17 protein-coding genes are annotated in these 21,362 nt (G+C 47.5%); 9 read left to right on the plus strand and 8 right to left on the minus strand.

All coding sequences use genetic code 11. The features are described 5' to 3' along the window. Positions 1 to 31 precede the first annotated feature (31 nt). Both ACYVEA_RS14565 and prmA read right to left on the minus strand, forming a co-directional pair. Positions 32 to 5,212 (minus strand): hypothetical protein, encoded by a 5,181-nt coding sequence (locus tag ACYVEA_RS14565; protein ID WP_461114179.1) that lies wholly within the window; start codon positions 5,210 to 5,212, stop codon positions 32 to 34. A gap of 2 nt (positions 5,213 to 5,214) precedes the next feature. Continuing rightward, complete coding sequence (gene prmA / locus ACYVEA_RS14570; RefSeq protein WP_461114180.1) at positions 5,215 to 6,042, minus strand: 50S ribosomal protein L11 methyltransferase; 828 nt, start codon at positions 6,040 to 6,042, stop codon at positions 5,215 to 5,217. Between the two features lie 173 nt (positions 6,043 to 6,215). Between prmA and ACYVEA_RS14575 the strand changes: the two genes are divergently transcribed. Next, a complete protein-coding gene (locus ACYVEA_RS14575; RefSeq protein WP_461114181.1) occupies positions 6,216 to 7,001 on the plus strand; it encodes a cysteine hydrolase family protein in 786 nt (261 codons plus the stop codon). Positions 7,002 to 7,022: 21 nt separating this feature from the next. Further along, the gene (locus ACYVEA_RS14580) at positions 7,023 to 7,652 is read left to right on the plus strand and encodes an LON peptidase substrate-binding domain-containing protein (protein WP_461114182.1); all 630 of its coding nucleotides are present in this window, start codon (positions 7,023 to 7,025) and stop codon (positions 7,650 to 7,652) included. 68 nt (positions 7,653 to 7,720) lie between these two features. Here the strand turns inward: ACYVEA_RS14580 and ACYVEA_RS14585 are convergent, their stop codons facing one another. Next, entirely contained in the window at positions 7,721 to 8,872 is a 1,152-nt protein-coding gene (locus tag ACYVEA_RS14585; protein WP_461114183.1) for an AI-2E family transporter, read from the minus strand. 298 nt (positions 8,873 to 9,170) lie between these two features. Here ACYVEA_RS14585 and ACYVEA_RS14590 point away from each other — a divergent pair, with 298 nt between their 5' ends. Beyond that, positions 9,171 to 9,878 carry a response regulator gene (locus tag ACYVEA_RS14590; RefSeq protein ID WP_093829936.1) on the plus strand — a complete coding sequence of 236 codons (708 nt, stop codon included), beginning with the start codon at positions 9,171 to 9,173 and terminating at the stop codon, positions 9,876 to 9,878. 97 nt (positions 9,879 to 9,975) lie between these two features. Then, positions 9,976 to 11,010, plus strand: a complete 1,035-nt coding sequence (locus tag ACYVEA_RS14595; protein ID WP_461114184.1) for a sensor histidine kinase — start codon at positions 9,976 to 9,978, stop codon at positions 11,008 to 11,010. 67 nt (positions 11,011 to 11,077) lie between these two features. Here the strand turns inward: ACYVEA_RS14595 and ACYVEA_RS14600 are convergent, their stop codons facing one another. Further along, positions 11,078 to 12,343 carry an aspartyl protease family protein gene (locus tag ACYVEA_RS14600; RefSeq protein WP_461114185.1) on the minus strand — a complete coding sequence of 422 codons (1,266 nt, stop codon included), beginning with the start codon at positions 12,341 to 12,343 and terminating at the stop codon, positions 11,078 to 11,080. A 237-nt stretch (positions 12,344 to 12,580) separates the two neighbouring features. Between ACYVEA_RS14600 and tpiA the strand changes: the two genes are divergently transcribed. Beyond that, a complete protein-coding gene (tpiA, locus tag ACYVEA_RS14605) occupies positions 12,581 to 13,345 on the plus strand; it encodes a triose-phosphate isomerase (RefSeq protein WP_461114186.1) in 765 nt (254 codons plus the stop codon). Between the two features lie 98 nt (positions 13,346 to 13,443). Next, positions 13,444 to 13,941 (plus strand): cupin domain-containing protein, encoded by a 498-nt coding sequence (locus ACYVEA_RS14610; RefSeq protein ID WP_461114187.1) that lies wholly within the window; start codon positions 13,444 to 13,446, stop codon positions 13,939 to 13,941. Here the strand turns inward: ACYVEA_RS14610 and ACYVEA_RS14615 are convergent. The 3 genes from ACYVEA_RS14615 to ACYVEA_RS14625 all read right to left on the minus strand — a co-directional run bounded on the left by ACYVEA_RS14615 (position 13,934) and on the right by ACYVEA_RS14625 (position 16,281). Beyond that, positions 13,934 to 14,992 carry a hypothetical protein gene (locus ACYVEA_RS14615; protein ID WP_461114188.1) on the minus strand — a complete coding sequence of 353 codons (1,059 nt, stop codon included), beginning with the start codon at positions 14,990 to 14,992 and terminating at the stop codon, positions 13,934 to 13,936. The two genes, ACYVEA_RS14610 and ACYVEA_RS14615, sit on opposite strands and share 8 nt — an antisense overlap. Next, complete coding sequence (locus ACYVEA_RS14620; RefSeq protein ID WP_461114189.1) at positions 14,973 to 15,629, minus strand: hypothetical protein; 657 nt, start codon at positions 15,627 to 15,629, stop codon at positions 14,973 to 14,975. The genes ACYVEA_RS14615 and ACYVEA_RS14620 overlap by 20 nt, the downstream gene beginning before the upstream one ends. Before the next feature lie 79 nt (positions 15,630 to 15,708). After that, positions 15,709 to 16,281 carry an RNA polymerase sigma factor gene (locus ACYVEA_RS14625; protein WP_093829950.1) on the minus strand — a complete coding sequence of 191 codons (573 nt, stop codon included), beginning with the start codon at positions 16,279 to 16,281 and terminating at the stop codon, positions 15,709 to 15,711. A 437-nt stretch (positions 16,282 to 16,718) separates the two neighbouring features. On the opposite strand from ACYVEA_RS14625, the gene ACYVEA_RS14630 reads away from it, so the two are divergent. Further along, positions 16,719 to 16,889 carry a hypothetical protein gene (locus ACYVEA_RS14630; RefSeq protein ID WP_461114190.1) on the plus strand — a complete coding sequence of 57 codons (171 nt, stop codon included), beginning with the start codon at positions 16,719 to 16,721 and terminating at the stop codon, positions 16,887 to 16,889. 4 nt (positions 16,890 to 16,893) lie between these two features. Here the strand turns inward: ACYVEA_RS14630 and ACYVEA_RS14635 are convergent, their stop codons facing one another. After that, a complete protein-coding gene (locus ACYVEA_RS14635; RefSeq protein WP_461114191.1) occupies positions 16,894 to 17,460 on the minus strand; it encodes a Uma2 family endonuclease in 567 nt (188 codons plus the stop codon). A 105-nt stretch (positions 17,461 to 17,565) separates the two neighbouring features. Between ACYVEA_RS14635 and ACYVEA_RS14640 the strand changes: the two genes are divergently transcribed. Together ACYVEA_RS14640 and ACYVEA_RS14645 are read left to right on the plus strand one after the other, a co-directional pair. Next, positions 17,566 to 19,860, plus strand: coding sequence for an ATP-dependent helicase (locus tag ACYVEA_RS14640; protein ID WP_461114192.1), 2,295 nt, complete (start codon positions 17,566 to 17,568; stop codon positions 19,858 to 19,860). Positions 19,861 to 19,905: 45 nt separating this feature from the next. Continuing rightward, entirely contained in the window at positions 19,906 to 21,345 is a 1,440-nt protein-coding gene (locus ACYVEA_RS14645; protein WP_461114193.1) for an MBOAT family O-acyltransferase, read from the plus strand. The last annotated feature ends 17 nt before the right edge of the window (positions 21,346 to 21,362 follow it).

The raw sequence follows: 21,362 nt of genomic DNA on the forward strand, positions 1-21,362 counted from the left end.
CCGCCGGAGCCATGACAAAATTCAACAGAAATCAGAATCCTTCTTTTTCGGCTTCCTTATCTTTTTTCTTCTCGTCTTTCTTTTTCTCTTCCTTCACCACTTTCTGGCCGGGTTGCAGTTTGGGTTTTGGAGCGGCTTTGGCTTTCGTCTTATACTGATCCAGATACCGGTCAACAAAGAGCGTTTTCTCATCGACAGTGGCCGCCATCACGTCAAGCGAAGATTTGCTGGATTGTTTCAGCGCTGTTAGTTGATCGTTGATTTCCTGCTCCGACGTAATGATGGCTAACTCACCCTGCGACGAGGGTGTGCTGCCCGGTTTGTAGTCATAATACACCCATACATCCGGCGAAGACTCAAGGTAAATGGTGGCTTCATCGCCATTGGCTGATTTACGTATTTCGATGAAACCATCCATCTGCGCGTTGACATCGGTCGCCATTATGTTCGAGACACCCAACTGGCCGGTGCTGTAAAACGCATTGAACTTGGTAGACCAGCGCAGATTGGCGTTCGCCAGAACAAGCGTCGTAGCTAATTTTGGCGATGCCTGACTCAGTGGTGCGTGCTGATTTTGAGCTTTTAATCGGTACGCATCCACCGCCTGCTGGCCGATCAGCGGCAATAGTTTATCTGAAAGTCGGTTCAGGTCATCATCGGCTGCTTCGTCGTTTTTCTCTTCCAGATTCGCCTTCACAATTCGATCACCAATGGCCGTATTAATCGGGTCGGGCACCGGAAACGTAAAGGCCAGCAACGTATTGAACCGGTATTGAGTGCTGTCAATGTTGATTCGCGCCGATCCAGAAGCTAGCAGATATTCGTTCGGAGCCGCATTCAACAGATTCAGCTTTCCTTTGAACGTCATCAGCCCGCGCGAATCGTTGAACGTAAACGCATTTTCAACGTCATCTACAACCGTTTCAGTAACGGCTGCCACACGGGCAGAGCTGTCAATACGTGCGGTACTGTCGGTGCCGACAAGTTTAGCTGTACTATCGGCCCCTACCATTTTGGCAGTGCTATCAACTTTCACTACAAGATCAGTTTTGACGCTATCGGCTGGCGCAGCCGCTGCAACTGCCGTAGCCAGCGTCGATTGCCCAACAGACGACTCGCTTCCTTTCGACTCAATCCGATAGACCTTGTCTTTCTCATCGTAGTGCATAATGCCCGTTGCCGTGAACAGGTCGACGTCTCTTGGATCTTCTTTAGGCGACAGGAAGGTTGGATAGAGTCCGGCATTGCCTTCCCGGAAATGAATACCGGCCACCAATTGCTGTCCACCTTCGTTTTTGAGATTTTTATCCACTTTTATCTCAAGTCGCTCGGCTACCTTTTCCTTGAACGGAATCCAGCCACCAACCAGATCCTGCCGTTTTTTCAGCGCTGGTTTTATGAAGCCATCCATGGCCAGATCGGGCTGGGGCGCCTGCATGGAAATAGTGCCCTTGTACAACATTTTCGGCGCTAACTGGAGGTTGTCATCTTCGTCAACCTCCGCCCGGGCAACGGTGAAATACGTAGTAGCTGGTTGTGTTGCATTTTTCCGTCCCCGACTCGATTTTTTGGTATCGGCGGTCAACGTGCTGGCGGCTACGGCTGGCGCTTCTTTCAACTCGAAACTGCCCATTTTTATGCTGGCTGTATCGCCCTTGGCGGTAGCAAATTGATACGTAGCATCGCCAGTAAAGCGGGTGCGGGATAGAACCTGAATGTTGCCATTCTTGAGCCTGTGAAACAAACTGACGGTATCTAGTTCAAGTTTGGCATTCTTAAGCGCCATCATCTCGCCATTACGCTTAATACTCACCAGGCCTTTGTCGGGATAGATTCGTGCATCGGCTGAGGTTACGTAAGGAACGCCACTAATGTTGAGCGTCATTTTTTCCACGTCGTACAGAGCACCTGACCCATTAAAAGTTAAGCCTTCCTGTTCTTCGGCGGTGGCGGTGAAGGTTGACGTTTTGACGTCGCCTTTCATGGCAATCGTTTTGGCGTTTATGTTCCATTGCGCTTTGCTGATGCTGGTTTTATAGGCCGCCGATGGGAACTCCAGGCTTGACTGTACTGTATCGGTGATGCTTAAATTCTTATTAATCGACAGCCCAACAATGCCTTTCGTCTGGTTGAAGTCCACATCGATTGCCGTGCCCAGCAGCATTGGTTTGGCAACCGTGGCTGTTCCGTTTACGACCTTGTCGGACAGGACTTTAAATTGTGCATTACTAGCCAGAAAACCCTCTCTGTTGAATTTGATGCTGCCCGAAATGACTTCCGAATCTTTCCGGCGCAGGATGCCATGACCGAACAAACCCGATGAACGTAGCACCAGATCACCATCCAGATTGGTCGTCGCATTGTAGAAATTGAAATTTTTCTTCTGCGTAACAATGACCATGCTATCGGCTTTCGGCCACCATTTCATGGTGTAGTTATTCAGCTGTACCTGCGGAAAATAGGCTTTTGATGGTCCGGTTTGTCCCGCCAGCGTTTCCTTGATTTCGCCTTTCTCACCTGATCCTGTCAACGAATCGGTCATGAACAGCATATTTTTGGCGTTCAGGCTGGCCGTCAGGTGATTCAGTACGCCGTCGGCATGCAAACCGCTCTTGTCCATCGTCAGATCGCCCGTAAACTTCACCGTTGAGGCTGCTGACCCTTTCTTGCCGCTGTAAACCGGATAACCCGTTGCCGGGGCTTTGTGCACGAAGCCCAGCGTATTATCGGGCATGGTTTTAAGTTCCGCTTTGAAAGGGGGGAAAATTCCATCGGAGTAGAACGTACCCATAAAGGCAATATCCCCCTTGCCGAGGCTGTCGTTGTCAACCGCCGGAATTTTGAAATAAACCTTCTGATCGTAGGTACGGTCACCACGGGCGGGTTGATTGAAATAGACGGTCATACCCTCGGGCATGACCAGCCGCTGCGTCGCTTTCTTACCGGCAATACGTCCCGACTTATTATCCGCGCTACTAAGATAGACCGTTCCTGGATTCTCATACTTAATGTCGCCCCCCATTTCCTGACCCGGCAACTTCTGCGACGAGAACGTAATGGAGTCGATCTTGTTGAGGTTCATGGCGAATTTGTCGTAATCGAATTTGAGATCACGGCCTGCGTAACGTAGCGTTCCGGCTTTGAGCTGCCCATTCAGGGTGAAGGCCCGCCCTTTTCCAATACGTAATGTTTTGTCGGAGGGAATACCGAAAATTTTCAGCGAATCGGACAGGTTGAAGCGCTCAACACCCCGGATCGTCAGCATTTTGTCGTCCAGATTGATTGTTGCGTTCTTGGTACTATCGTTCGAGGGAAAATAAGATTGCACCTGGAAATTGTCGTAGTCGCGTTTCTGCGCATAGGCCAGTACGTACAGGGCACCTTTACGACTCAGGCGCATCAACCCCGAATTCGCGTCGCGATCAAGGTAGCCTTCCAGCACCATGCGGTTCAGTGCCCCGCGTAGTGCCACCGGACTAACTTTATTGGCTTTTGTAAAGTCGATAATATCGCCTTCCAGAAACGTTTGCTGCTTTTTGGTCGATACGTAGTTCGCCACAATTTGCAGCGGGTGAAATCCGTAATCGACAGTTAAGTCGGAATAGCGCTGCGGGTGGAAATAATCGAACGATTCAAAACGTACGGGCACTTCCTGCTTCGCGCCAACCTGATAAAAATCCACCTTTCGGCGTGGCAAATCCCAGCGCACAACTTCGGGCAGAATATAGAACTTGTGGTATGAGTCAGAATAAGGAACGCGGGCGTAGTCGGTACGTTGTTCACGGTCGAGCCAGGCAATGTGCTGATTTTTATCGTACCGGAATTTCACAGAAGGATGTGTAACGGAATCCGTATCCACATAGCCGACAAATGACGCTGAATTCGCCGAAATCAATGATTTTGCCCCACTGGTTCCGCTAAATCCCGACGTATTAAATCCTCCATTCTGGGTTGAATCAGGTTTTGCCGCCGACTGGGTCAGGCCCGCTGATGTGGAGTCGATTTTACTACTGAAGTCGAACCGGCGACTGCTGGCTTTGAAGGCCGTTTTGCCATTGTACTTAATCGTCAATTGGGCGGGCTGTCCGCTCGCCGATGCCCCCACCATCTGGGTGCCAGACAGGGCCAAACCACCCCGATAGTCAATGTCTGGTCCGAGGTCAGGTAGTTTAACATCATTTTGCCAGGACATAAACCGAGGGTAGGTCACCGGCCCGCCTTTTTTCTTGCTAACGTATTCAAATACGCCTTTTATTGGCTTGGTGGTCCCGTAGGTCAGCGTTACATCGTCGGCCTGTATGCGCGGATTCATCGTTGTGAGTGAATACTCACTGAGTGTGACGAAGATATCCGGTCGCCCAGCGGTTGCCCAGGTGAATTTCCCCCCGTTACCTACCAGCACGCCATCTTTGAGCATCAAATCACCATTGGTGTTCGACAGAACGGCTGAATCCCCATTGGCAATCATCGCCAGTGTTACGTCTTTTAACGTGATAACGGCCCCTGATACCGAAGGGATTGGCCGACGTTGTGGCGTGTACTGCACCCCCAGTGAACGGGGCTGTGTTGAGTCTGATGTTGCCGGGGTATCCCAGCCGTCAAAGCGGGAACGTTCGATGGAGGCTTTCACCGAAGCAATTGAATCGGCAGCCGTTGGCGGTGCACCCGGTTGACTAGTCGTTGGAACATTGCCTACGTAGCGAAACTCGAACGTACCACCCAGAGCGTAGAGCTTATTGTAGTTACTGGTATACAATTCACGGCGTTCCATGAACCGTCGAGCAGTTTCTAAACTGCGGGCAAAAACTTTAGGATCATTTGCCTCAAATAACTTCTCCGCTATAGTCAAAATCCCATCCACATACGTAGCAGACGTTGCTGGTTGCTGGCTTGCCTGATAAAGCGATTCGTAGAAAGGAGCGAAGTGAGTAGCTGGTTGAAGACGCTTCTGGTTCAACTTGCGACTTAACGCCATAATGCGCTCCTGCTGCTGGGGCGATAATTTATTTTCGGACCACAGCGACTGTAAATTCGTTCCGGCCCGTACGGCTACTGGTCCGCCCGTTGCCATCAGCTTTTGCATTTCCGTCATGAACTGCTCGGGCTTGTCGGAAAGCCGAACGGCCTGCCCGAAACTAACGGCAGTTGTTAGGAAAAACAGTAAGATCGCGGTTTTTGACGTCTGTATCTTATACTTATAGTTACGCTTCATATCTATTTTTGAAAGACGAGCGAAGTCCATTCGCGATTCGTCATGCTCCTAACAGGTCTAAGACCCGCTTCAATAGCTTTCTGTTGAATATCTGGAGCGTCGTGTTCATAAAAACCACTCACGACCAGATAGCCTTCTGCTTTTAGTAAATTAGTATACATCGGAATCTCGGCCAACAGTACGTTCCGGTTGATATTGGCCAGTACTATATCATATCGGTTGCTTGGGTCAACATCGGCAATCGCTCCCTGAAAAACCGTCACCTGCGGGCAATCGTTAAGCTCGGCATTTTCGCGGGCATTTTCAACGGCCCATTCTTCAATATCGAAGGCTAATACGTTCTGTGCGCCCATTTTAGCCGCCAAAACTGCCAAAATGCCCGTGCCGCTACCAACATCAAGCACTGCTTTGTCGGCGAAATCAAGGCTAAGCTGTTGCTCCAGCATCATAGCCGTGGTCTCGTGATGGCCCGTTCCGAACGACATTTTGGGGTTAATAATGATGTCGTAACGAAACCGGGCCTCCATCGTATGGAAGGAGGCCCGGACCCGGACTTGGCTCGCTACTTCAATCGGCTCATAATCGCGCTCCCACTCGGCGTTCCAGTTTCTTTTTTCTAACGAACTGACTTCATAGGCTATTGCAGTCTGGCTGTCGTATTTAGCAATGAGTTCCTGTACAGCCTTTTCATCAAAATCCGGTTCAGTAATGTAAGCATTCAGACCCGCGTCAGTTTCAACGAATGACTCGAAGCCAAGTTCGGCGAGTTCGGCGGTGAGGATATCAGTATAATCAGGCGACAGGCGCAGTTGGAGTTCAATATAATTCATAGGTCAAAGTAACGAAAAAGCAGACTGTGGCTTAGTCTATAAACGATATAAAGCGTTGACCCGGATTTTACTTTGTCTGTTTCCTCACTTTTGTCGTTGACTAATACACTTTACCTTGCAGGCAGTTTTAACCCGGTGAGCAAAAACGTGCGTTAATTTTGATGTAGTGAGTTATGAAAAACGCTTTTCTAATTATTGATGCCCAATTTGACTTTTGCCATCCCGAGGGAGCGCTGTTCGTACCTGGCGCTGAGCAGGATATTGACCGTATTGCCGGTCTTATCCAGCAACATGCCGACCAGATTGACCATATTGTAACAACGCTCGATACGCATCATATTTTAGATATTGCTCACCCGCTTTTCTGGCACGATACGTCGGGCAATCATCCCGCGCCATTCACGCGTATTACGGCCGCGGAGGTTGACGCTGGCCAGTGGATACCGCGTTTCTCAGCCGAAAAGGCTCGTCAATACGTTCATGATCTTGAAGCCGACGGTCAGTTCTCGCATTTTATCTGGCCCGAACATTGCCTGATTGGCTCTCGGGGTGCCGCCTTGCATGATACGTTACTGAAGGCGCTTAAAGATTGGTCGCGAAAACGCGACCGCGACTATGTAGCCGTTCAGAAAGGGCTATACCCACTGTCAGAACATTTTGGCATTTTTCAGGCGCAGGTACCCGACCCGGCCGTGCCCGAAACGCAACTCAACACGTCCCTTATTGCCGACCTGGATCGTTTTGATGCGGTCTATCTAATGGGTGAGGCTAAATCACACTGCGTGGCGAATAGTCTGAAACAAATTCTGGACTTTGCCCCTGGATTGGTGCAGAAGCTTGTCGTGGTTAGTGACTGCATGTCGGACGTAACGGGTTTAGGCTATCTCGCCGATTCTATCTATGCTGAAGCTCAGGCTAGCGGTGTTCGTTTTAGGGAGTCAGATGAAATTTTCAACTAAAAAGCTGTATTTTTCGGCGTTATGGAAAAGACGCTATCCCTGTTTCCGCTCAATCTGATTGTTTATCCCGGCGAGGATTTGAATCTCCATATTTTCGAGCCACGTTATCGCCAACTCATTAACGAGTGCCTTGAAGACGAACGGACGTTTGGTATCCCAACGTTTATCAATAACAAATTGCCGGGTTATGGCACCGAAATGCACGTTACAACACTGCATAAACGCTATCCCGACGGGCGAATGGATATCAAATCCAAGGGACTGGCCGTGTTTCGGCTGGTAAACTTTGAAAACCCGTTGCCCGGCAAACTCTATGCTGGTGGAGAAGTAGAGTTGATTGAAGCGGGTGATGGTTTTAGCGCTCACTCAACCGCCCTGACTGAGCGGCTGGAACTACTCTACAATTTCTTACAGATAGAAAAAGACTACACGGCTACAACAGAGAACCTTTCTTACAAAGTAGCGCATAGGGTTGGCTTATCGGTAGAACAGGAGTATGAACTATTGACGCTCGAAACGGAAGCCGAACGGCAGCTTTTCCTGATTCAGCATATCAACAAAGTATTACCTGTATTGTCGGATATGGAGCGTACAAAGCAGCGTATCAGCATGAACGGCCACTTTAAGAATCTTGATCCGCTTAATTTTTGACAGTCGGTGAGCGAAAGAAGGGCCCGCCGTGGCAGTGAATGAACGAAAAATAACCCAGAGCTTTTCGCTCATTCTTTTTCCTCTACCTTTCCCACTTTCTTGGCTCGTTTGGGTAATTGGTCGGCTAATTCCTTCAGGTTCTTGATGGGTGGGCGGGGTTTTTCCGCTTCACCAATCAAAAACCCGTAGGGTTTGAGCGAGTCTACGGCATCGAAAATGACTTTCAGAATGGCCGTCATAGGAAGAGCCAGCACCAGGCCAGGCAAGCCCCAGATGTTTTCCCAAAGAATCAGTACAATAATGGCCGCCAGTGGATTAATACTAACTTTTGAACCGACTATGTAAGGTGTAATAAAATTCCCCTCTAACGCCTGTACGAATAAAAAAACGCCAACGACCGCCAGGGCTTTTAGGGGGTTATCCTGAGTGACAAGTGTGTAGGCCGCTGGTAATAAGGACCCCAGTGAGATGCCAAAGTACGGAATCAGTACCAGACAGGCTCCGAAGAACCCAAAAAATACAGCATAATCAACACCCAGAATGAGCAGGCCGATGGTCATGAGCGTGCCAATAATAATAATGACCAGCACCAATCCAGCGAGGTAATCTTTAACGACCTGATAAATTCCCGCCATTACACCGTCAATCTTTGATGGTCGTGCATCGCTAAAAGCTCTGTAAAAAAATGATCGAAAAAAATCGCGGTAGAGCAGGAAGAAAAAAGCAAATAGTAAAACCAGAAAGAGATTTGTGAGAATACTGGTCGTAGCCAGTAACGTCGATGTGACAATCGTACCACCTTCGGCCAGTGCCTGATTCAGATACTTTTTTATTTCGTCGACCTGCCGTTGTCGATCAATATTCAGGTGTTCGTCGGCAAACGTTCGTATGCTGTTAATGTACTCATTTCCGCGCTTGACGAATTGCGGAACGACTTCGGCAAAACTGCTAATTTGAATTGAAATGCCATAAAACAAACCCGTTAGCACCGCTAAGGCAAGTAAAAGACACAAAATAATAGCTAGTATTCTGGGTACGTGCCAATTTTCAAGCCGTTGTACTAATGGAAAGAGCAAAACGGAAAATAAAATGGCGAAAACCAGTGGGATAAGTAAGCCTGACAGCGTATGTAACCCATAAACAATAACTACTAGTGAAAGTAGTATGCAGACCAGTCTGGCGTAAGAGGGAAGTATAATTTCCCGGGGACGAATATTCATATAAGTAAATAAAAGCAATAACTATCTTTGCCGTTATTGCCTTAAGCATGTGGTAATATTACTTAAGTACGAACCAGCTAGTACTGGCATTGTTTAGGGGAATATTGTTTATTAATGCCCAATTAATAAACTCGTGTTCAGGCAGGAGTACAAGGCTGAATTCATTGACAGGCTGTTAAGTTATTGTTAAGTCTGCGTTCAGCATTGGTAACGTTGCGGATAAGCCACGTAACTTCGTGGTCGCCAACCGTTCGGCAATGTACCAACAGAATGGTCATTCTCACCAACTTTACTACGTATGAGTGCTGCTAAAGCTGCTCAACCCCTACATCGCGTTCTAGTCGTTGACGACGACGCCGACATCCTTGAGATGTTAGAATACAACCTCACTAAAGAGGGGTACGATGTTCGCACCGCTGCTGATGGCCGGAAAGCCGTTGACGTTGCGAAGTCTTATTTACCCGAATTAGTGTTGCTCGACATTATGATGCCCCATTTAGATGGCATCGAAGCGGGACGGCAATTGCGTGATATTCCCGAGTTACGGCAGACTTATATTCTTTATCTGACGGCCCGCTCGGAGGAATACTCCGAAGTCGCGGCTTTTGATGTAGGAGCCGATGATTACATTACTAAGCCCATCAAGCCCCGAGCGCTGATGAGTCGTATTAACGCGTTGTTTCGACGCGAGGCCCAGAAATCCGATCCAGGGGAGCAGATTGCCATTGGCGATCTGTTAATTAACCGGAAAAATTATTCGGTCAGCCAGAACGACAAGTCGGTAATTTTGCCCAAGAAAGAATTTGAATTGCTGTTTTTTCTGGCGCAACACCCTAATAAAGTTTGCAGCCGTGAAGAGTTACTTCAGAAAATATGGGGTGCCGACATCTACGTTCTTGAACGCACAGTGGATGTTCATATTCGCAAACTCCGGGAAAAAATCGGGGACACCCATATCCGAACCCTTAAAGGCGTAGGCTATATGTTTACCGACCAGCCTGAATAAAGAGGGAAAGGGTGAACGAGCGAATGAGTGAAAAACTGGCGAGAACCATTTTCACTCATTTGCTCGTTCACCCTTTCCCTCTTTTTATCTTTGCTCTATGTCCCTGAGTCCCCGCATTATTGCGCTCTTGCTGGCCTGCCTGATCTCATCCCTGACGCTTACGTTTCTGACGTTTGTGGAGGGTGTCACAAGCACTATGTTGTTTGTAGTAGGTGTTTCTTCCTTTGTGCTCTCGTTTTTTTTAGTTTTTTACGCTATTGAGTTGCTGGTTTTTCGGGAAGTGAACAAAATGTATAAAACCATACATCAACTGAAAATTCGTGACTTTAATATCTCCCGTAAAGCCATTATCAAGAACACGAATCCGTTTAAAAAGCTGAACGACGAGATTTTTGTCTACGTTGCTAAAAAGCAAAAGGAAATCGATGAGTTGAAACGACTGGAACAATTCCGGCGGGAGTTTCTGGCTGACGTATCACATGAATTAAAAACCCCCATTTTTGCCGCTCAAGGCTTTATTCATACGCTTATCGACGGCGCTGTTGATGACGAAAAAGTGCGTGATAAATTCCTTTCTAAAGCAGCTAAAAGTCTAGACGGCCTCGATGCGTTAGTGAAAGACCTGGTAGCTCTATCGCAACTGGAAACGGGTGAAGTGAAAATGACCTTCGGTCGGGTCGATCTTGCCGACGTAACGCAGGAAATTTTTGATCAGTTAGAAGACATTGCTCAGGCTAAACACACCTCGCTGACGCTATCCAAGCCGCACCCTGGCCCTGTTTGGGTAAAAGCTGATTCACAACGTATTGTCCAGGTAATGACCAACTTAATCGAGAATGCCGTGAAATATGGCAACGAACTTGGGCGCGTGGTCGTTACGTTGGAGGAAGACAAAAAACATATTCTCGTATCCATTCGGGATAACGGCCCGGGCATTCCACCTGAGCACCTGAGTCGAATTTTTGAGCGATTTTATCGGGTGGAAAAAAGCCGCTCAAAAGATCGTGGTGGTACTGGCTTAGGACTTGCTATTGTAAAGCATATCCTGAGCGCTCACAAAGCCAAAATTACGGTAATGAGCAAAGTGGAGAAAGGCACTACGTTCCGGTTTAAGCTGGAGCGCATGGATTGATGTAGCGCCGGTGAAAACCACAAACCAGTTTAGATTTGTTTATAGTATAGCCTGCGCTGCGGTAGTATTAAATCAATCGTTTCAAGACAAAACTCGTTATAACCATTTGGCCATTCCGCCGGACAAGTATTGATACCTCGCGGCCTTCGCCTTTCTGTAGTATTTTGTAAATGTCGCTGATTGATAGGTTGTTAGTTGAGCTGTTGTTTACAAAAAGTACTTCATCGCCTTCTTTCAAACCCGCCATCTCGGCGGGGGAGTTTTCCAGAATTTTGTCAACGTAGTAGTTACGAAAACTTTCGCCCCTGGCCCGGAGTTCGAGACCGCTCATGTCATGCTCAAAACTCTCCCGCATAAGCCGTTTAATAGGCTTCATGACAATGTATTGCTCAGGATAATTGAATGTAACGTTGAACCGACGTAGTAATTCGCAGCCAACGTTACCCTGACGTTCGGGCATATCGACTAGCTTCATACCGAAAGCCATACTATCTGGAAATGAGGCCAGAATATTTTCCAGCTCATAGCGTCCAAATCGAACCTTTTGAATTCGGCCCAAACGACCATTGATAACGCCGTTTAGCCCCCGGCCCAATTGGGCACGAATGCTCTTTTCGGGAAGCGGCATAGCCACTAAACTACGTGCCTGATCGAGCAATAAGGCGTGTCCTGCGCCCGTGTCCAGAATTACCCTCAAAGGAGTTACTTTCTCTCCGTCGAATATTGATAAGGCGTCCGTATAAGCCTTTGTATCCTGAATAGTGATAGGATATCGATCGCCTTTCCCCTTACGATATTTGTATTTATTGGTCTTCATCAACATGATCTCATGCCGCTGAAAGTCAATATTTACGACGAAGTTGGCAAATATTTCGTAACCAAATATGCCATGTACCGGGGTTCCTACGTACTCTGAAAGTTTAAGAATGTCTTCGTCCAGAAGGACCAGATTGTGATGAGCTGCCCGTAAGCCACCCATGCTAAGGGTATTGTCGATGGCAATGGAAGCGGTCAGGCTACCGCCTTCTCCGGCACCGGCGAGTTTAACTTTGCGAGTCAGTGTAAGAGGTTTCTTTTTAAAAGCACTAGGATCGGTGATAATGGTGTTGCTTACGCCCGTATCCAAAATGAAACGTAATGTATCAGAATCATTTACGCGTACCGGAACGATGATCAGGTTGGAATGAAGTTGAAATGGAATACGTGTCCATGAGTGGTTGTCAGCAATAAAGAATCCATAGCGTTCCTTGTCGGGCACGCGTTTGTTATGGTCGTCGGCACGACTGGCCAGACATATACTTAATAGCCCAATTACCAACACCAGCGTTTTCATCTCCTTTTTGTATAGACATTGAAATTACGCATTTTTTTATCCAAATAACACAAAAAATTAGTGATTGGTTTTTCGCGTTTATGTATGCAGCGTTCTGCATATGAACGGCTGCACAAAATTTACTGGATAGCTGACAATAGGTTCGGTTTAAATGTTCTAATTTCGCCCCTAAATAGCGAATAAACACTACGTTCGCCAGGTTTAGAAAACTGATTTTGACCACCTTATTTATTTATTATGCGTAAAAAAATTGTTGCCGGGAACTGGAAAATGAACAAGACTGCCGAAGAAGCAACCGCTTTATTATCGGAAGTCGTGAACATGATTAAAGACGAAGTTATGGGTGATGTCGAGGTGGTGTTATGCCCCCCCGCGCTTTACCTGACCACGGCGCAGCAGTATCTAACACCCGGTGGTAAAATCTCGATAGGTGCTCAGAACTGCCACGAGAAAGCATCGGGCGCTTACACAGGCGAAATTTCGGCACCAATGCTGCAATCTATTGGCGTTAAATACGTGATTCTGGGTCACAGCGAACGGCGGCAATATTTTGAGGAAACCAACGCACAGTTGGCTGAGAAAGTCAACATCGCCCTTGAAAATAACGTGATACCTATTTTCTGCTGTGGTGAATCGCGCGATCTGCGCGAAAACGGTGACTATATCGGTTTTGTGAAAGACCAGATTACGGATAGCTTGTTTCATCTGTCGGCTGAGTCGTTTGGCAAGGTTGTTATTGCCTACGAACCCATCTGGGCTATTGGTACTGGTTTAACGGCTTCATCGGCGCAGGCACAGGATATGCACTTTGAATTGCGGCAGCACATTGCGAGCCAATACGGCGATATGGTAGCACAGGATACCACGATTTTATACGGTGGCAGTGCCAATGCGCAGAATGCAGCTGAACTCTTTGCGCAACCCGACGTTGACGGCGGACTAATTGGCGGTGCTTCGCTCAAATCGCGTGATTTTACAACGGTAGTGAAAGCAGCCCAGTAACTTTAAAGGCGAAAGAATGAAAGAGCGCAAGAGTGACTAAGTAAATACGTAATTTAAATTTATCGCTCTTTCACTCATTCGCTCTTTCGTCATTAATCATGACCGCAGCATACTACGCCAATACCCTAAACATGTTGCCTCATCCTGAAGGCGGCTATTTTGCTGAGACATATCGGTCAGCCGAAACAATTTCGCAGGCTGCCTTACCTGATCGATTTAATGGAGCGCGAGCGTTTGGAACGGCGATCTATTTTCTGCTAGAAAGACATCACATTTCTGCGCTGCACCGTATCCAGTCCGATGAGATCTGGCACTTTTACGAGGGCGGTACGTTGGAGGTTTCTGTTATTTCGCCAACTGGCGAGTTGACAATTATTCGATTAGGCCGTAATCCCGACCAGAACGAAGTATTTCAGGCGGTCGTCCCAGCCGGAAGCTGGTTCGGTTCTAAACCAGCCGTAGGAACAGATTTTTCGCTGGTGGGCTGCACCGTTGCCCCCGGTTTCGATTTTGCTGATTTCGAGATGGCAGATCGGGCGACTCTACTGGCCGAATTTCCACAGCATCGGTCGGTAATTGAGACGCTGACTACTTGAAATTCACATTACCGAACGTTGACACAACCCGGACTTTGGTGCCGGTGCCATCGCCTATTTTACCGATATATTGCTTCTTCAGGCGAGGACCGTGGTGATTGTCGTTATCGCTCGGCTGAGATTTAAAGTGCATTTCCGAACCCGATCCATAATTGAAATTGCCATAGCTAACCGTTACGTCGAAATCGCAGTCGTTACCACTATCCATCGGCAGGGCAACTGATGAATAAGAGGATTGAATATCAACATTTTCGACCGTTTTAGATAACTGATCGATGCGGAATCCACCCGAAAATTCGAGCTTGATTTTGCCGGATTCACGTAGCGTTCCAATCTTTGCACCCGAATAATTGATGTTGGCATCCAATTTACCGACATCACCAATATTCATTTTGCCAAACTTATTGGTCAGCACCAATACGTTTGCTTTCGAGAGTTCGAGACTTCCATAGGCAATATCCAGTTTTCCTTGACCAAGCGTGCCAATATCAGCTTTACCATAGGCCACGTCGATGTCATTCTGACGGCCCGTGAGATCATCGGCACTAAAGTTACCGTAGCGGCTATGAATCGTTAAGGGTGCCTGGAAAGTCGGGATGCTTGTGTTGCCAAACTTGTTACGTACCGTCAGCGCATTTTGCTTGGGCATCATGACCTCATAATTGATCTTGACGAAATTCCGCTCACCGCCATTCTTCCACTTGCTAAAGCTCCAGTTCGACATAGTACTCTGGCTAAAGTTCGTGCGGACGAGAATCTGATTCCCGGTGCGTTTTTCCTCAATCGAAACGGCGTCGATGAACTGCTGCACCCGTTCGTCGGACTCGGAGTTCGCGACAATCGTGATCTGAACCCGAATCTCTTTTTTGTCCCACAGGCCAATGGACACTTGTCCGTATTGATTTTCTATGACTAAATTATCACTGGCATCTACATCGAAAATTTTGATGATTGTCTTCTTTTTTTCTACGGCGCCGATGTCAATCGGGTCCTCTGCCCAACTGAATAGTGGGCAGAAGCAGAGCAATAGGCTATACAGGAGTACTTTCATTGGTTTGTTGTTTAATGCGTTGAATAACACGCAACTGTTCATTAAGCAGATTAATCTGGAATTGCAGATTCTGAATCATCGCCTGAATCAACATTTCCTGATTCGGATTTTGCGGCAAATCCGCCTTTAGTGACTGGTAAGACTTTTCGAGCCGGTCCAGATCGGTAGCAAACTCCTTATAGAGGGCCGGATTGTCTTCCGTCATCTGTTTTAACTCAGCCCGCTTAGTATCAATCAACCGTGTGTATTGCACTACTTCTTTGGCGTACGTCGGATTGGCGGCCACGACCTCAGGCTGATGAGTAACACCATATTGTTGGTTCATATACAAAAAACAGCCTGCCAGCAACAGTATGGTAATGGAAGCCGCTACGCGCCAGTCGAGACTGAGCCACGGCCATCCAATTCGGCTAGTTGGACGGCTTTCCAACTGAGCTGGGTTTTTATGAACCTGTAAGAAAGGTGAGGCCTTTGCAGGCTGCTCCTTCGCTGATTCAAAGCCATCCAGACCAGACTTTTCCAGGTCAACTTTCTTCAAACCGGCTTCTATCTTCAGCCATAAATCGTCCGATGGCTCTTTATTATCAAAAGCTTCTTTGTTGTCACGGACGAAACGTTCAAGATTATCTTTCTTCATATTTTTGACGACAGCCTTTCGAGTTGCCGATCGTGTTTTATCACTAGTATTCTATCTATAACCTGGCCGAATAGCCAATTTACAGCAATTCCATTAATCGTTTCTTCCCTCTCAAGTACTGAGTTCTCGACGTTGTTTCACTAATATTCAGTACGTTACCAATTTCCTCGTGGTCGTAGCCTTCAAATAAATAGAGGGATAAGACCACACGATAACCCTCAGGAAGCAGTTGCATGGCGCGCCGTACCCGCTCCACTTCCAACTGAGTCCCTTCTTCGTCGTAAGGCTCCGTGTCAGCGTAATCCAGACCATCGTCTTCGCCCAGACGAGACGACTCAATGTCTACAAACTCTAACCGCCGACTGCGCAGATGGTTAATGGCCCGGTTCACTACAATCTGCTTCAGCCAAGCCCCAAACGTACTCTGCCCCCGAAATGAATTGATATGGCTGAACGCGTCAATGAAAGCTTCCTGCAATACATCTTCGGCCTCAGCCTCGTGATTAACAATTCGCAGACACACATTGTGCATCGCCTTGACGTACTGCTGATATAGCTCATACTGCGCTCGTCGCTCACCCTGTTGGCAGCGTTTGACCAGTTCAGCATGACGGTCTGGGTACGGCGGTCCGACGTTTCGGTTCGATTCCAACAGGTTCAGCTCCGGGGTGGTTTAGGTTGTTAATCAGGAGAAAGATGCAGGAATATCACAGATGTTGCACAATAATTCAGAAAAAATACGCGTTTCTTTCGTCACCTCAACTAAGCTACTATTTTTCTGTACTTTAGGTAGCTAAATAACTAGCCTAATGTACGATGTACGGATCAAAACATAGCTTTACACCGATGGTTCATGAAGATGATGGTACGAACTCACCTTTAGAACACCAACGTGTAGTCAGCAAATTGGCGGTTGAGTTAGGCGTCCTCTATTACCATAAATGAAGTATTACATTGGAGCCTTTACCCGAAACTCCACTAGCTGAAGGCCCTGGTCATCAAGTTTCAGATATACTTTTATTTGATAATGAAGCTGAATTGACGCGTATTATCATAGACGTCACGCAGCCTCGAAGAACTAAACGAGACGTGCAAAAAATCATACATCTCATTGAAGATGATGACTACGGTATTCTGGAAGGGTTCGTCTACAATGACAAAACTCGTGAGTGGTTTCGTTACCGAAAAGGTGACGGAGGTGCCGCAACTAGCTCGTCGGTATCAGAGCTACTGGGTATTGATTTAGGCGTGTTTCTGTGAAGAATTACGCAAACAAGTCTGAGACAACGAATTGGAAGTCCGGCACAACTGGCGCGGCCGAAATAGTATCCGTTCCTTTATATGCTTTTGACTCGTCGGGCGATGTGTAGACATATATTTTCTGCTGCTTGGGTACGATATACCAAACTAACTGCGTACCACCATCAAAATAATCCTGAATTTTATCCAGTACATCCTGGTATGATTCAGAATCAGATAGAATTTCTATAGCAAACAACGTATTGACCCGCTCCCCTTGCCGAATAGCCTGGCGTTGCTCCGCAGTGAAGTATGTCAAGTCTGGAACACGCTTCCGAAAATTGTCTATATAAGAATCTATTTCGGAATATAATGTATGTTTTTGTTTGAATTGAGGAGTCTCTATAAAGCATCGTATTAAAAAATCAATTAGGTCTAGTTCGTTTTGCTTCATAGGTTGTTTTTCAATAATCCGCCCGTGTACAAACTCGTAGCTGCCTTCGTGTGCATACTGTTGCTCCCACTGCTCAAATTCTTCGACAGTTTGCAGATGGGTTGGTAACGATGGGGACGATGCTGGAGTGGCGATCATAGCGTTGCGCAGGCTGGTTCTTGTTCAAAGATACCCTTTTTTGGAAAGCTCTCTACCAAATTATTTCGTAGTTTTACTTGTTATAGAAGGATAGAAACAAGCCGAATGGTTGATTATATTTCTGGATTAAATGAACCCCAGCGGGAGGCCGTCATGCACGGCAACGGCCCGTTGATGATTATAGCCGGAGCGGGTTCGGGCAAGACCCGTGTACTTACTTACCGCATTGCTCACCTGATTGAAAATGGTGTTGATCCTTTCCGAATTCTCTCGCTGACGTTTACCAACAAAGCGGCCGGAGAGATGCGTCACCGTATTGAGAAAGTGGTTGGTACGGAAGCCCGAAATATTTGGATGGGTACGTTTCACTCGGTTTTTGCCAAGATTTTACGGATCGAAGCGAAGGCCATTGGGTACACCAGCAACTTCTCGATCTACGATACCGACGACTCGAAGTCGCTGCTGCGTAGCATTGTCAAGGAAATGGGGCTGGATGATAAAGTGTATCGGGTCAACAGCGTTTTCGGCCGGATTTCGGGGGCAAAAAACCGGCTCATTGGCCCCGAAGAGTATATTAACAACGCTGTCATTCAGGCCGATGATGAGTCGGCCCGTATGCCGCACATTGGCCGGATTTACAAGCAGTATGCATTACGTTGTTTTGCGGCCAACGCGATGGATTTCGACGATTTGCTGTTCAACACAAACGTACTGTTTCGCGATCACCTGGATATTCTGAACAAATACCAGCATAAGTTTCAGCACGTAATGGTCGATGAGTTTCAGGATACGAACGTATCACAGTACCTCATTACGCGCAAACTGGCGGCTGTTCACCAGAATATTGCCATCGTGGGCGACGATGCCCAGAGTATTTATGCGTTCCGGGGCGCCAACATCGAGAATATCCTGAATTTCCAGCGTGATTACGGCAAGGAGAATGTCAAGATTGTGAAGCTGGAAGAGAATTACCGTTCCACAAAAACCATTGTACAGGCGGCCAATTCGATTATTTCCCGTAACAAAAATCAGCTGGAGAAATCGGTTTTTACCAATAATGAAGACGGGCCGCTGATTGATGTCATTAAAGCTTCATCGGACAATGAAGAAGGGCGGCTGGTAGCCTCGGCTATTTTTGAAGCCAAGATGAACGAATCGTTGGCCAACAATGACTTTGCCATCCTGTATCGCACGAATGCGCAGTCGCGGGCATTTGAAGAAGCACTACGTAAGGTCAGTCTCAAATACCGCATCATTGGTGGCTTGTCGTTCTATCAGCGTAAAGAAATTAAAGACCTGATTGCTTACCTGCGTTTTACCGTCAACCAGCAGGACGAAGAAGCCTTCAAACGGATTATCAATCTGCCAAAACGGGGCATTGGTGACACGACGGTGGCTAAAATCAGTGTCATTGCGGCCGAGAAGCAGGATTCTGTCTGGGAAATCGTGGCTGACATTGGCAAACACGTAGCAGGTCGTTCTTCCATTGCCATTGAAGGTTTCGCGGACCTGATCAAAAGTTTTAAACTTCTGCTCGATCAGAAAGATGCGTTTGAAGTCGCGTCGCATATTGCTAAAGCGTCGGGTTTGCTCAAGGAACTGTATGACGATAAGACTGTTGAAGGCTTGGCTCGCTACGAGAACGTACAGGAATTGCTGAATGCCATCAAAGAATTTGTCGACAATCCTGATAATGAGGAAAAAAGCCTTGGCGCATTCCTTCAATCGGTCTCACTGCTGACAACGGCCGATGAAAAAGAAGATGATGGTGATAACGACAGAATAACGTTAATGACTATTCACGCGGCTAAGGGGCTGGAGTTCAAGAATGTGCATATTGTAGGGCTGGAAGAGGATTTATTCCCAAGCCAGATGATGCTTGAAAGTCGTAATGATCTGGAAGAGGAGCGACGTTTATTTTACGTGGCCATCACCCGCGCCGAGAAACGCCTGACGATCTCTTACGCTGAAACGCGCTATCACTACGGCCGCCTGAAAATGTGCGAACCGAGTCGGTTTATTATGGAAATCGATCAGAAATACCTGAAAGCGTCGAAGTTACGTTCGGCACCGAGCCGGATGGATTTCGACCGTCCTGAGCGGGATAAAAGTGAAAGCACATCGACAGGTTCGATGGCCTTCGTGCGGTCGCTGGCGCAGAAAACAGCTCGTTCGCAGGCACCTCAACAAAAAGTATCGCACACACCGTCGGCCGATTTCGCGCCCACGAGCACGGCCGAATTAGCCGCCGGGCAGCGGGTTGAACATGCTAAATTCGGTTTTGGTGTTGTTAAACGCCTGGATGTGAACGGCACCGAACGTAAAGCTACGATACACTTTGATACAGAGGGCGAAAAGGTATTGCTGCTGAGCTTCGCGAAATTGCGCGTGGTGGTATGAGTTTAGGTTTTGTCTTAACTTTGGCCTGACTTACCGTCCGTTAATATGCTGTTTAGTTCGGCCATTTTTTTATTTCTGTATCTTCCTTTTTTCCTGATTGCCTATTACCTGCTGCCCCGCCGGTGGCATAATGCCTTTTTGTTCGGAGCTAGTTTGCTGTTCTACGCCTGGGGTGAAGGGCTGGTTGTGCTGGTTTTGTTGCTATCGGCACTTATCAATTTCGTAGCCGGGCGACTCGTTGAAAAAGGACAGCGCCGGGCCGGTTTATTGTTGTCATTGATTGGAAGCTTATCGCTGCTGTTCTACTATAAATACACCAATTTTCTGGTCGATTCGGTACGTGGTTTTGCTGAGGCTTTTGCGCTCCCGATCACAGACAGTTTGACTTTGTCGCAGATTGCGCTGCCTATTGGCATTAGCTTCTATACGTTTCAGGGCATTTCGTATACGCTCGATATTTACTGGGGGCGTATCAAAGCCAACCGTAGCTTCCTGGATTACGGCACCTACGTAGCGATGTTTCCGCACCAGATTGCCGGACCAATTGTACGGTATGCCGATATTGCTCCCGAACTCGCTGATCGATCTGTTTCAGTTGAAAAATTTGGGATGGGAGCAGAGCGATTCATTATTGGGCTGGCTAAAAAGGTGTTGTTAGCCAACACGTTCGCGGGAATAGCGGATACTATTTTCAACGCTCCATCCAACAGTTATTCAACGGCAACGGCCTGGCTGGGCATAATTGCTTATTCGCTCCAGATCTATTTCGATTTCTCGGGCTATTCGGATATGGCCATTGGCCTGGGCAAAATGGTTGGTTTTGATTTCAAAGAAAACTTTAATTATCCGTATATCGCCCGGTCGATTCAGGATTTCTGGCGACGTTGGCATATCTCGCTGTCGAGCTGGTTTCGGGATTACGTCTATATTCCACTTGGTGGAAATCGGGGCAGCCAAGTCCGCACGTACCGCAACCTGCTGATTGTTTTTTTTGTCACGGGACTGTGGCACGGAGCTAGCTGGAACTTCATTATTTGGGGGCTCTATCACGGCTTGTTTCTTCTCATCGAACGAGCGGGACTTGGCAAGCGCCTGGAGCAAACATGGGCTCCGCTTGCTCATATATATGCGCTCCTTGTTGTCCTGGTTGGCTGGGTGTTTTTTCGGGCTGTCGATTTGACGTCGGCGGTTGTCTACTTACAGAAAATGGTGGGTTTTGGAACAACAGCGCGATTAGCCTACCCACTGTCGTATTTCCTAAGCGTCGAAGTAATCGTTTCTCTACTACTCGGCATTGTGCTGGCGACGCCCGTTTATCACCGTTTTCAGACGTTTTGGCACCGCCTGCTGGCGCGGGTTGTGGCAACACCTACCCGCCTGACATTGGACACGGTCTATGTACTTGGTCTGGTGGGGCTGTTCGTTATGGCAGTGTCTTATCTGGCGGCCGATACGTATAATCCATTTATTTATTTCCGGTTCTGACGTTGGTCGGTTACAGT

Source organism: Spirosoma jeollabukense (genome assembly GCF_054777855.1).